Here is a 12,503-nt window from a genome sequence, read left to right on the forward strand (position 1 = left end):
GGGGCGCCCGTGGACCGGGCGGCCCCTGGCTCAGGCCGCCGCCCCTAGGCCGGCCCGTCCAGCCGCTCGATCCGGACGGCGCACACCTTGAACTCCGGCATTCCGGACACCGGGTCGAGCGCCGGGTTGGTCAGCGTGTTGGCCCGGCCCTCGCCCGGCCAGTGGAACGGCATGAACACCGTGTCCGGGCGGATCGCCGCGCTCACCCGGGCCGGCGCGACCGCCCGGCCGCGCCGCGAGACCACCGCGACCGGCTCGCCGTCCGCGATGCCGAGCCGGTCCGCCAGCCGCGGGTGCAGTTCGACGAACGGGCCGGGCGCGGCGGCGTTCAGCGCCGCCACCCGGCGGGTCTGCGCGCCCGACTGGTACTGCGCCAGCACCCGGCCCGTGGTCAGCACCACCGGATACCCGGCGTCGGTCTCCTCGTCCGCCGGGCGGTGCGTGACGGGCACGAAGCGGGCCCGGCCGTCCGGCGTCGCGAAACGGTCCAGGAAGAGCCGCGGCGTGCCGGGGTGGGCTCCCGGCCCGGCCGGGCCGCCGGAGGCCGTCTGGGCGCCCGCCACGGCCTCCGAGGCGCCCGCCACGGCCCCTGAGGCCCCCTGCGCGGCCTCCGACGCCCCCGACCCCGCCGGGCACGGCCAGAACACCCCGTCCTCCGCCGCGATCCGCGCGTAGCTGATCCCCGAGTAGTCCGCGGGCCCGCCCGCCGACGCGCGCCGCAGCTCCTCGAAGACCTGCTCCGGGTCGGCCGGGAAGCCCTTGGCGTGGCCCAGGCGCCGCGCCAGCCCGCCCAGCACCTCCAGGTCCGTCCGCACCCCGGGCGGCGGGGCGACGGCCCGGCGGCGCAGCAGCACCCGGCCCTCCAGGTTGGTCGTCGTCCCGGTCTCCTCCGCCCACTGGGCCACCGGCAGCACCACGTCCGCCAGTTCCGCGGTCTCCGAGCGCACCACATCGGCCACCGCCAGGAAGTCCAGCGCCCGGATCCGCTCCTCCACGTGGGCGGCGCGCGGCGCGGAGACCACCGGGTTGGACCCCATCAGCAGCAGCGCCCGGACCTCCCCGCCCAGCGCGTCCAGCAGCTCGTACGCGCTGCGGCCCGGCCCCGGCAGGGTCTCCGGCTCCACGCCCCACACCGCCGCCACGTGGCGGCGCGCCGCCGGGTCGTCCAGGCGGCGGTAGCCGGGCAACTGGTCGGCCTTCTGGCCGTGTTCGCGGCCGCCCTGACCGTTGCCCTGCCCGGTGAGCGCGCCGTAACCGGACAGCGGGCGGCCCGCGCGCCCGGTGGCCAGGCACAGGTTGATCCACGCGCCCACGGTGTCGGTGCCCTTCGCCTGCTGTTCCGGGCCGCGCGCGGTCAGCACCATCGAGGCCGGCGCGTCGCAGAACAGCCGCACCGCCTCCCGGAGTTGCGGCACCGGTATGCCGGTGATCCGCTCGACCTGCTCCGGCCAGTGCGCCATCGCCGCGGCCCGCGCCGCCGGCCAGCCGCTGGTCCGCGCCGCGATGAACTCCTCGTCCGTCCGCCCCTCCGCCACCACCAGGTGCAGCAGCCCGAGCGCCAGCGCCAGGTCCGTGCCGGGGCGCGGCGCCAGGTGCAGATCGGCCTGCTCGGCGGTCCGGGTGCGGCGCGGATCGACGACGATCAGCCGGCCGCCGTTCTCCTTGAGCTCGGTGAGGTACCGCAGCGCCGGCGGCATGGTCTCCGCCAGGTTGGAGCCGACCAGCAGCACGCACCCGGTACGCGCCACATCCGCCAGCGGGAACGGCAGCCCCCGGTCCAGCCCGAAGGCCCGGTGCTGCGCCGCCGCGGCCGAGGACATGCAGAACCGGCCGTTGTAGTCGATCTGCGAGGTGCCCAGTACCACCCGGGCGAACTTCCCCAGCGCGTACGCCTTCTCGTTGGTCAGCCCGCCGCCGCCGAAGACGCCCACCGCGTCCCGCCCGTACCGCGCGCCGGTCCGCCGCAGCCCCTCGGCGACCCGGTCCAGCGCGGTGGCCCAGCCGGCCGGCACCAGCTCCCCGGTGGTGTGGTCGCGCACCAGGGGAGTGGTCAACCGCGCCCCCGGGGCGAGGAGTTCGGGCGCGGTCCTCCCCTTGCCGCACAGCGCGCCGCGGTTCACCGGGAACGCGGTCCGCTCCACGACCTCCAGGACGGACCCGGACGCCCCCTCCCCGGTGCCCGCGGCGGGCCGCAGCCCCATCCCGCACTGGAGGGCGCAATACGGGCAGTGGGTCTCGACCGTGGCAACCGACGCAGCGTCCATGGCGGCCAGCGTGCGACGGGCCTGTTACGCCCGCGTCTCGCCCCGGTTTCCGGCCCGCGGCGGAATCCTCCCACCGGGCGCGCGACCCCCGCGGGCCCCGTGGAACACGGAATTCCCCACCCGGAAACGGGATCGCAACGCCCGGCTGCCAGGCTCGGCCCATGACGGCGTCGACAGCGCACCAGCCCACCCCGGACCCCGGCCCCTCCGCCCCCGCGCCGCTATCCGCCCCGCCCGCCGCGTACCCGGCGCCCCTGGGCAGCGCCGAACTCGCCCACCGCATCACCGCCGAACTCAGCAGCCGGCTCCGCACCGTCCGCCTGCACGGCTTCCGCCGCCCCGCCGCCGGGCCGCCCGCCCTGGTGGCCGTCGCGCACGGCAGCCGCCACCCCGGGGCCGCGCCCGCCGTCCGCGCCCTCCTGGCCCGCGTCCGCGCCCTCCGCCCCGGATTGCCCGTCCACCTCGGCCACCTGGAACTCGACCGGCCGCCGCTCGACGGGACCCTGGCCGCGCTGCGCGGCGAGGTGGTGCTCGTCCCGCTGCTCTTCGGCCGCGGCTACCACGTCAGCCACGACCTGCCCGCCGCGCTCGCCGCCGCCGGGCACCTGACCGGCCGGATCGCCGCGCCCCTGGGCCCGCACCCCCTCCTGGCCGAGGCGCTGCACGACCGCCTCCTGGAGGCCGGGTTCCGCGCCGGCCCCCAAGACGGCGGCCCCGCGGTCGTCCTGGCTGCCGCCGGCTCCCGCGCCCCCCGCTCCACCGGGGACACCACCCGCATCGCCCGCCTCCTGGCCGCCCGCCTCGGCGGCGTCCCCGTGGTGCCCGCCTACGCGTCCGCCGCCGCCCCCACCGTCCCCGACGCCCTGCGCACCCTCGCCGCGCGCGGCCACGACCCCCGCCGCACCGCCGTCGCGGCCTGCTTCACCGCCCCCGGCCGCTTCGCCGACCGGTGCGCGGCCCTGGCCCCCGGCCCCGCCGCCGCGCCCCTGGGCGACCACCCCGCGCTGGCCCGCCTCGTCCTGCACCGCTACGACCAGGCGCTCTGCGCGGCCACCGGATCGGGCACCGCACCCACCGGGGCGGCTACCGTCGCGGTATGACGGGCACATCACCGGCCATCCCTCCCGGCCCCGGCCAGGGCCCGCACGCGGCGCTCCCGGGCTACACCGCGGCGGACACCGAACGCTGGGTCCCCGAACCGGACAAGCGGCCCGGGCGCACCGCCTTCCAGCGCGATCGCGCCCGGGTCCTGCACTCCGCCGCGCTGCGCCGGCTCGCCGGCAAGACCCAGGTCGTCACCCCCGGCAGCGCCACCCAGGCATGGGACGCCAGCCCCCGCACCCGGCTGACGCACTCCCTGGAGTGCGCCCAGGTGGGCCGCGAACTGGGCGCCGCCCTGGGGTGCGACCCCGACCTCGTGGAGACCGCCTGCCTGGCGCACGATCTCGGCCACCCGCCCTTCGGGCACAACGGCGAGCAGGCCCTGGACGAGGTCGCCGCGGCCTGCGGCGGCTTCGAGGGCAACGCCCAGTCGCTGCGCCTGCTGGCCAGGCTGGAGCCCAAGCGGTTCGTGCCCGCCCCCCAGGGCGGCACCCTCAGCGTCGGCCTCAACCTCACCCGCGCCGCCCTGGACGCCGCCACCAAGTACCCCTGGCCGCGCGGCGCCCACCCGGCCGGGCCGCACGTCCCGAAATTCGGCGTCTACGCCGACGACCTGCCGGTCTTCGCGTGGTTCCGGCAGGGCGCGCCGTCCGCCGCCCGCAGCTTCGAGGCGCAGGTCATGGACTGGGCCGACGACGTCGCGTACTCGGTGCACGACGTCGAGGACGGGCTGCACGCCGGCCACCTGGACCCCAACGTCCTGCTCGCCGACCCCGAGCGCGCCGAGATCTTCGCACTCGCCGCGGCCCGCTACGCGCCCGGCGCGGCCGAGGCGGAGCTGGCCGCCGCCCTGGACCGCCTCCTGGAGCAGGAGTGGTGGCCGCACGGCTACGACGGCTCCGCGCTCGCCCAGGCCCGCCTGAAGGACGCGACCAGCCAGCTCATCGGCCGCTTCTGCCTGGCCGCGGAGGGCGCCACCCGGGCCCGCTACGGCAGCGGGCGGCTCACCCGGTACGCGGCGGAGCTGGTGGTTCCGGCCGAAACCCGGCTGGAATGCGCCGTTCTCAAGTCCGTCGCCGACCGCTACGTCATCCAGCGCCCCGATCAGGAGGCGCTCCGCGCCGACCAGCGGGTGGTGATCGCCGAACTCGCCGAGGCGCTGCTCGCCCGCGCCCCCGACGGCCTCGATCCGCAGTTCCGCTCCCTCTTCGCCGCGGCCCCCGACGACACCGGCCGGATGCGGGCGGTCATCGACCAGATCGCCGCGCTCACCGACGCCTCCGCGCGCACTCTTCACGCCCGCCTCACACGTCCCCCTGGTAACAGTTAGGGCAACGCAGGGTGACTTCGGGGGGACGGCCCCTCTTCCCCCTTCACGCTCCGTGCGGGACCCTCGTCCACGCACCGGCGCACGGGAACCCGAACACCGTCGAACACATCAAGGGAGCGAGGCACCAAGAGGCACCAAGGGGCACGAGAGGCACGAGAGGCACCAAAGGGCACCGCGAGGACCGAAGGACCCAAGGGGCACGAGGGGCACCGGGGGACACCATGGGCCAGCGGGACGGGCAACCGGGCACGGGCACCGCACACGGGGGGCAGCGCAGGCACGACGGGGGCACCAACGGGGGCGTACACGGCCGCGGACGCGGACGTACGGCACCGCAACGAGGAGGAAGCAAGTGGTCGACGCACACCAGACGTTCGTCATCGTCGGGGGTGGCCTGGCCGGAGCGAAGGCCGCGGAGACGCTCCGCGCGGAGGGGTTCACCGGCCGGGTGATCCTCATCTGCGACGAGCGCGACCACCCCTACGAACGCCCCCCGCTCTCCAAGGGGTACCTGCTCGGCAAGGACGAGCGCGACAGCGTCTTCATCCATGAACCGGCCTTCTACGCCCAGGCCCGCATCGAACTCCACCTGGGCCAGCCCGCCGTCCACCTGGACCCCGCGGCCCGCACCGTCCGCCTGGGCGACGGCACCCTGATCGCCTACGACAAGCTGCTGCTCGCCACCGGGGCCGAACCCCGCCGCCTGGACGTCCCCGGCACCGGCCTGGCCGGCGTCCACCACCTCCGGCGCCTCGCCCACGCCGAACGCCTCCGCGGCGTCCTCGCCTCACTGGGCCGTGACAACGGCCACCTGGTGATCGCCGGCGCCGGCTGGATCGGACTGGAAGTCGCCGCCGCCGCGCGCACCTATGGCGCCGAGGTCACCCTCGTGGAACCGGAACCGACCCCCCTGCACGGCATCCTCGGGCCCGAACTCGGCACCCTCTTCACCGACCTGCACCGCGACCACGGCGTCCGCTTCCACTTCGGCGCCCGCCTCACCGAGATCACCGGCCAGGACGGCGTGGTCACCGCCGTCCGCACCGACGACGGCACCGAGATCCCCGCCCACGACGTGCTCGCCGCCATCGGCGCCGCCCCCCGCACCGCCCTCGCCGAACAGGCCGGCCTGGACGTCGTGGACCGCGCCGACGGCGGCGGTATCGCCGTCGACGCCGGGCTGCGCACCTCGGACCCGTACATCTATGCCGCCGGCGACGCGGCCGCCGCCGACCACCCCCTCCTGGACGCCCGGCTGCGCGTCGAGCACTGGGCCAACGCCCTCAACGGCGGCCCGGCCGCCGCCCGCGCCATGCTCGGCCAGGACGTCAGCTACGACCGCGTCCCGTACTTCTTCTCCGACCAGTACGACCTCGGCATGGAGTACTCCGGCTACGCCCCGCCCGGCTCCTACGACCAGGTCGTGTGCCGCGGCGATGTCGCCAAACGGGAGTTCATCGCCTTCTGGCTCCGCGAGGGCCGCGTCCTGGCCGGCATGAACGTCAACGTCTGGGACGTCGCCGGGCAGATCCAGCAGCTGATCCGCGCGGCCGCCCCGCTGGACACCGAGAAGCTGGCCGATCCGGGCGTTCCCCTGGAGTCCCTGCTCCCGTAGCGTGCCCGTATGACCCACGGCCCCACCAGCCCCACCAGCCCCGCCGGCGGGCCCGGCGCCCCGGCCGTCACCCTCGACGACGTCCGGGACGCCGCCCGGCGGCTGGCCGGCGCCGCCCACCGCACCCCGGTGCTGCGCTCGCGCACCCTGGACGCCCGCACCGGCACCCGGGCGTTCCTGAAGTGCGAGAACTTCCAGCGGGCCGGCGCCTTCAAGTTCCGCGGCGCCTACCACGCGCTGTCCCGCCTCAGCCCGGAGCAGCGGGCCCGCGGGGTGGTCGCCTACTCCTCCGGCAACCACGCCCAGGCCGTCGCCCTCGCCGCCCGGGAGCTGGGCACCTCCGCCGTCATCGTGATGCCCGAGGACGCCCCGCCCGCCAAACGGGACGCCACCGCCGGCTACGGCGCCGAGATCGTCACCTACGACCGCTACACCGAGGACCGCGCCGCCCTCGGCGCCCGCATCGCCCAGGAACGCGGCCTGGCCCTGATCCCCCCGTACGACCACCCGCACATCATCGCCGGACAGGGCACCGCCGCCCTGGAGCTGCTGGACGAGACCGGCCCGCTCGACGCGCTGCTGGTGCCCGTGGGCGGCGGCGGGCTGATCGCCGGCACCGCTACCGCCGCCACCGGCCTGGCCCCCGGTATCCGCGTCATCGGCGTCGAGCCGGAAGCCGGCGACGACACCCGCCGCTCCCTTCTGGCCGGCCACCGGACCTCCGTCCCGGTGCCCCGCACCATCGCCGACGGCCAGGCCGTCGAGGCCCCCGGAGAGCTGACCTTCCCGATCACCCAGCGGCTGGTCGACTCCGTGGTCCTGGTCACCGACGACGAGATCCGCACCGCCATGGCGTTCGCGTTCGAACGCCTGAAGATCGTCACCGAGCCGAGCGGCGCCAGCGCCCTGGCCGCCCTGCTCGCCGGCCGCCTGGACCCCGTCCCGGCCCGCACCGGCGTGATCGTCTCCGGCGGCAACATCGGCCTGGAGAGCTTCCTGAAGATCCTCGGCTGACCGTCCCCCGGTCCCGCCCCGGGCGGCGGCCGGGCCGGGACTGTCGGACCCCCACCGTAGAATTCACGCGTGGCAGGCAGGATCAACGATGACGATGTGAAGGCGGTTCGGGACGCGGTCCCGATCGACGCCGTCGTGTCCGAGTACCTCCAGCTCCGCAACGCCGGCGGCGGCAACCTCAAGGGCCTGTGCCCCTTCCACGACGAGAAGTCCCCGTCCTTCCACGTCAGCCCCGCCAAGGGCCTGTACCACTGCTTCGGCTGCCAGGAGGGCGGCGACACCGTCGACTTCGTCATGAAGATCGACCACCTCTCGTTCGCCGAGACCATCGAACGCCTCGCCGCCCAGGCCGGCATCACCCTCCGCTACGAGGAGGGCGGCTACACCCCCGGCCGCCAGCAGGGCGAGCGGACCCGCCTGGTGGAGGCCCACAAGGCCGCCGCCCAGTACTACACCGAGCAGCTCGACGGCCCCGAGGCCGAGATCGCCCGCCGCTTCCTCGCCGACCGCGGCTTCGGCCAGGACGCCGCCGCCCACTTCGGCCTCGGCTACAGCCCGGCCGGCTGGGACCACCTCACCCGCTTCCTGCGCGGCCGCGGCTTCAGCGACAAGGAACTGGTCCTCTCCGGCCTCGCCCAGGAAGGCCGCCGCGGCCCCATCGACCGCTTCCGCGGCCGCCTGATGTGGCCGATCCGCGATATCGCCGGCGAGGTCGTCGGCTTCGGCGCCCGCAAGCTCCGCGACGACGACAACGGCCCCAAGTACCTCAACACCCCCGAGACCCCCATCTACCGCAAGTCCCACGTCCTCTACGGCATCGACCTCGCCAAGAAGGAGATCGCCCGCACCAGCCGCGCGGTCGTCGTCGAGGGCTACACCGACGTCATGGCCTGCCACCTCGCCGGCGTCACCACCGCCATCGCCACCTGCGGCACGGCCTTCGGCGAGGGCCACATCAAGATCCTCCGCCGGCTGCTGATGGACAACAGCGGCGCCGAGGTGGTCTTCACCTTCGACGGCGACGCCGCCGGCCAGAAGGCCGCCCTGCGCGCCTTCGAGGACGACCAGAAGTTCGCCGCCGAGACCTCCATCGCCATCACCCCCGGCGGTATGGACCCCTGCGACCTCCGGCTCGCCGAGGGCGATCAGGCCGTCGCCGACCTCGTCGAATCCCGCACCCCGCTCTTCGAGTTCGCGCTCCGCCAGGTCGTCTCCCGCCACAACCTCGACACCCCCGTCGGCCGGGCCGCCGCCCTGGACGAGGCCGCCCCCATCGTCGCCCGGATCAAGAACAGCGCCATCCAGCACGAATCCGCCGTCCAGCTCGCCGGCATGCTCGGCATCCTGGACACCCAGTTCGTCGTCCGCCGGGTCGCCCAGCTCGCCCGCTGGGCCCGCGAGCGCGGCCGCGACGGCACCGCCCCCGGCCAGGGCCGCCCGCCGCGCCAGGAGGCGCCCCCGGCCGGCGCCGCGCCCCGCCCCGCCCCCGGCGGCCCCGCGCTCAATCTGCGCAGCCCCGCCCACCGCGTCGAGCGGGAGCTGCTCAAGCTCGCCCTCCAGCGCCCCGACCTGGTCTCCCCGGCCTTCGACGCCTACGGGGCCGACGAGTTCACCGCGCCCCCGTACGCCGTCGTCCGGCAGTGCATCGAGGAGGCCGGCGGCGCCACGGCCGGCGCCGCCGACGACGGCTATCTCGCCCGGGTGCGCGACGCCGCCCCCGACGACACGGTCCGCGCCATGGTCACCGAGCTGGCCGTCGAGCCGCTGCACACCCGCCGCGACCCCGATGAGGCGTACGCCGGCGTCCAGTTGGTCGCCGTCCGCCTCGCCGCCGTCAATCAGCGCATCACCGAGATCCGCGGCAGCCTCCAGCGCCTCGGCCCGCGCGCCGACCCCCAGCAGCTCGCCGCGGTGCAGAACGAACTCTGGGTCCTCCAGCAGTACGGCCAGTCCCTCCGCGAACGGGGCGCCGCCGCCCTGTAAGCACCCCGCCCGCGCCCCGCCCGCACCAGGAATCCCACCGCCCACGGACGGCACCTCCCGGTAGCCATACGGTCACGTACCGGTCTCAAAAAGTGCCCGCACGCCCCTCGTGGCGGGCGCGTGTCGTACTCCACACTGAGCACAGGTGCCGTAAGGCCCCGGAGCGCGGCACCCCCCGGCCGCGCGCGCCGCCGTACGCGCCGTGACCCGCGCAGCCGCCCGTGCCGTACGGGGCGGACCCGGCGGCTCGGCCGCGTCCGCACCCGGTCCTCGTGCCCCCAGCCGCGATCACCTGGAGGTCGCCCCCGTGCAGACCCGGACCCTCTCCGCCGCGCCGGCCGGCGGCGCCCCGGCCGCTCCGCCCGATCCCGGCCTGCCGACCGTCCCGGTCGCGGTACCGCAGCAGCCCGACGCCCCCGCCGCCGAAACCCTCACCGCCGGCGCCCCCGCCGCGGAGAACGCCCCGGAGCCGCCCGAACCTCCCGGACCGCCGGAGCACGCCGGCGCCCCCGTGGACGCGGAGGACGCCGCCGCGGACGAACGCGACGAGGACCCGGCCGAGGACACCGAGGAGCCCTCGTCCGCCGAGGCCCCGGACGCCGAAGAGGCAGCCGACGAGCCCTCCGCGGACGAGCCGGCCACCGAGGACCGGACCCCCCGCCCCGACCCCGGCGGCCCCTCCTCCGACCTCTTCCGCCAGTACCTCCGCGAGATCGGCCGGATCCCGCTGCTCACCGCCGCCGAGGAGGTCGACCTCGCGCGCCGCGTCGAGGCCGGCCTTTTCGCTGAGGAGAAGCTCACCCGCACCCCCGACCTCGACTCCCAACTCGCCCACGACCTCGACCGGTTGGTGGTCCTGGGCCGGATCGCCAAACGCCGCCTGATCGAGTCCAACCTCCGCCTGGTGGTCTCCGTCGCCAAGCGCTACATCGGCCGCGGCCTGACCATGCTCGACCTCGTCCAGGAGGGCAACCTCGGCCTGATCCGCGCCGTCGAGAAGTTCGACTACGCCCGCGGCTACAAGTTCTCCACCTACGCGACGTGGTGGATCCGCCAGGCCATGTCCCGCGCGCTGGCCGACCAGGCCCGCACCATCCGCGTCCCGGTCCACGTCGTCGAACTGATCAACCGCGTGGTCCGCGTCCAGCGCCGGATGCTCCAGGAACGCGGCACCGCACCCACCGCCGAGGAGGTCGCCGCCCACCTCGGCCTCACCCCCGAACGCGTCACCGAGGTCCTCCGCCTCGCCCAGGAACCGGTCTCCCTGCACGCCCCGGTCGGCGAGGAGGACGAGGTCGCGCTCGGCGATCTCATCGAGGACGGCGACGCCGCCTCACCCGTGGAGTCCGCCGCGTTCCTGCTGCTCCGCGAGCATCTCGACGCCGTGCTGTCCACCCTCGGCGAACGCGAACGCAAGGTCGTCCAGCTCCGCTACGGCCTCGCCGACGGCCGCCCGCGCACCCTGGAGGAGATCGGCCGGATCTTCGGCGTCACCCGCGAACGGATCCGCCAGATAGAGTCCAAAACGCTCGGCAAGCTGCGCGACCACGCCTTCGCCGACCAGCTCCGCGGCTACCTCGACTGACCCACCGCCCCGCCCGCGGGCCCGGCCCCGTGGCGCGGCCCTCCCGGCTCACCCCTCCCGCTGGAACGCCCCCGGATGCACCTCGTCCCGCACCGCCGTGTACTGCTGCCGCACCGCCTGCCACACCGGCAGCTCGTCACCCGCCTCGAAGACCTGGCTCGCCGCCGCCGGCCAGCGCGGCGGCTCCGGGTAGCCCGTACCGCCGTCCCCGGCCGCGGCCGTCCCGTGCGCCACCTGCCAGGCCCAGGCCGCCTGCCGGGCCGCGCCCAGCGCCGCGTACTCGGCCGGCTGCGGCACCACCACCCGCGCCCCGAACAGCCCCGGCGCGGCCGCCTGCACCGCGCCCAGCTCCGCCGCCGCGCCCAGCAGGAACACCCGGTGCACCGCCACGCCCCGGCCGCGCAGCACGTCCAGCGCGTCCGCCAGCCCGCACAGCATGCCCTCCACGGCCGCCCGCGCCACATGCTCCGGCTTCATGCTCTCCCGCCGCATCCCGTGCAACGACCCGGCGGTGTGCGGCAGATACGGCGTCCGCTCGCCCTCCAGATAGGGCAGCATCACCATCCCGTACGCCCCGGGCGACGACGCCAGCGCCAGCTCCGACAGCCCCGCCAGGTCCGTGCCCAGCATCTCCGCCGTACCGCGCAGCACCCGCACCGCGTTGGTGGTGTGCACCACGGGCAGATGCCGCCCGGTCGCGTCGGCGAACGAGGTGATCGTCCCGCTCGGGTCCGCCAGCGCCTCCTCGTGGATCGCGAACACCGACCCCGAGGCGCCCAGCGACACCACCGCGTCGCCCACCCCGACCCCCAGCCCGAAGGCGGCGGCCATGGTCTCGCCCGTTCCGGCCGAGATCAGCAGCCCCTCCGGCGTGAATCCGGCGGTCCCGGCCGGCCCCAGCACCTCCGGCAGCCGCACCTGGTGCCCCAGCGCCAGCTCCACCAGCTCCGGCCGGTACGTCCCGGACGCCGCTGACCAGTAGCCGGTCGCCGACGCCCCGCCGCGGTCCGTGGTCCGCCGCGCCGGCCGGCCCAGCAGCTGCCAGGCCAGCCAGTCGTGCGGCTGCATCACCTCGGCGACCCGGGCCGCGTTCGCCGGCTCGGTACGCGCCAGCCAGCGCAGCTTGGTCACCGGGTGCTTGGCCTGCGGGACAGCCCCGACCGCGTCGGCCCAGGCCGCCCGCCCGCCCAGCGCGTCGACCAGGTCGGCCGCCGCGCTCTGGGCCCGCTTGTCGTTGCCGACCAGCGCCGGCCGCACCGGATTCCCGTCCGCGTCCAGCGCCACCAGCCCGTGCTGCTGCGCCGACACCCCGATCGCCTGGACGCCCTCCAGCAGCCCGTTGCCCGCGGCCTCCCCGAGTGACATCAGCCACGCCTGCGGATCGGCCTCGGGCCCCTTCTCGACGGGGTGCGGCGCGTACCCCTGCCTGATCACGGCACCCGTGTCCGCATCGCACACCACGATCCGCGTGCTGACCGACGAACTGTCCAACCCGGCGACTATCCCCATGGCCCCAGATGATGCCCCATGCCCGCCTTGGAGAAAGAGCCAGGGCGTCCCCACCCCGCCACGCCCCGGGGGCCCGCCCGCCTACGGCCCCCCGGGACGGCT

General features: G+C 75.9%; 8 protein-coding genes. 6 read left to right on the plus strand and 2 right to left on the minus strand.

Translation table 11 applies throughout. From position 1 onward, the window contains the following. Window positions 1-44: 44 nt before the first annotated feature. A complete protein-coding gene (locus tag ADL22_RS22115; RefSeq protein ID WP_066982468.1) occupies window positions 45-2,264 on the minus strand; it encodes a molybdopterin oxidoreductase family protein in 2,220 nt (739 codons plus the stop codon). Between the two features lie 161 nt (window positions 2,265-2,425). Here ADL22_RS22115 and ADL22_RS22120 point away from each other — a divergent pair, with 161 nt between their 5' ends. The 6 genes from ADL22_RS22120 (at window position 2,426) to ADL22_RS22145 (ending at window position 10,892) form a co-directional block, all read left to right on the plus strand. Further along, window positions 2,426-3,364, plus strand: a complete 939-nt coding sequence (locus ADL22_RS22120; RefSeq protein ID WP_079064333.1) for a sirohydrochlorin chelatase — start codon at window positions 2,426-2,428, stop codon at window positions 3,362-3,364. Beyond that, window positions 3,361-4,695, plus strand: a complete 1,335-nt coding sequence (locus ADL22_RS22125; RefSeq protein ID WP_079064334.1) for a deoxyguanosinetriphosphate triphosphohydrolase — start codon at window positions 3,361-3,363, stop codon at window positions 4,693-4,695. Before ADL22_RS22120 ends, ADL22_RS22125 begins: the two co-directional genes overlap by 4 nt. A 352-nt stretch (window positions 4,696-5,047) precedes the next feature. After that, window positions 5,048-6,310, plus strand: coding sequence for an NAD(P)/FAD-dependent oxidoreductase (locus tag ADL22_RS22130; RefSeq protein WP_066982471.1), 1,263 nt, complete (start codon window positions 5,048-5,050; stop codon window positions 6,308-6,310). Window positions 6,311-6,319: 9 nt separating this feature from the next. Then, the gene (locus tag ADL22_RS22135; RefSeq protein ID WP_066982474.1) at window positions 6,320-7,324 is read left to right on the plus strand and encodes a threo-3-hydroxy-L-aspartate ammonia-lyase; all 1,005 of its coding nucleotides are present in this window, start codon (window positions 6,320-6,322) and stop codon (window positions 7,322-7,324) included. 69 nt (window positions 7,325-7,393) lie between these two features. Continuing rightward, window positions 7,394-9,307: a DNA primase gene (gene dnaG / locus ADL22_RS22140; protein WP_066982477.1), complete on the plus strand. Its 1,914-nt coding sequence runs from the start codon at window positions 7,394-7,396 to the stop codon at window positions 9,305-9,307. A gap of 307 nt (window positions 9,308-9,614) precedes the next feature. Beyond that, entirely contained in the window at window positions 9,615-10,892 is a 1,278-nt protein-coding gene (locus ADL22_RS22145) for an RNA polymerase sigma factor (protein ID WP_420711586.1), read from the plus strand. Window positions 10,893-10,940: 48 nt separating this feature from the next. Here the strand turns inward: ADL22_RS22145 and ADL22_RS22150 are convergent, their stop codons facing one another. Then, complete coding sequence (locus ADL22_RS22150) at window positions 10,941-12,401, minus strand: FGGY family carbohydrate kinase (protein WP_066982483.1); 1,461 nt, start codon at window positions 12,399-12,401, stop codon at window positions 10,941-10,943. Between the last annotated feature and the right edge of the window lie 102 nt (window positions 12,402-12,503).

This window comes from Streptomyces sp. NRRL F-4489, from assembly GCF_001509485.1.
Taxonomy (GTDB): domain Bacteria; phylum Actinomycetota; class Actinomycetes; order Streptomycetales; family Streptomycetaceae; genus Streptomyces.

Excerpts from the sequence above, each read along its gene's own strand:
- ADL22_RS22115 (WP_066982468.1), bottom strand. The coding sequence starts at position 2,264 with ATGGACGCTGCGTCGGTTGCCACGGTCGAGACCCACTGCCCGTATTGC.
- ADL22_RS22120 (WP_079064333.1), top strand. The coding sequence starts at position 2,426 with ATGACGGCGTCGACAGCGCACCAGCCCACCCCGGACCCCGGCCCCTCC.
- ADL22_RS22125 (WP_079064334.1), top strand. The coding sequence starts at position 3,361 with ATGACGGGCACATCACCGGCCATCCCTCCCGGCCCCGGCCAGGGCCCG.
- ADL22_RS22135 (WP_066982474.1), top strand. The coding sequence starts at position 6,320 with ATGACCCACGGCCCCACCAGCCCCACCAGCCCCGCCGGCGGGCCCGGC.
- ADL22_RS22150 (WP_066982483.1), bottom strand. The coding sequence starts at position 12,401 with ATGGGGATAGTCGCCGGGTTGGACAGTTCGTCGGTCAGCACGCGGATC.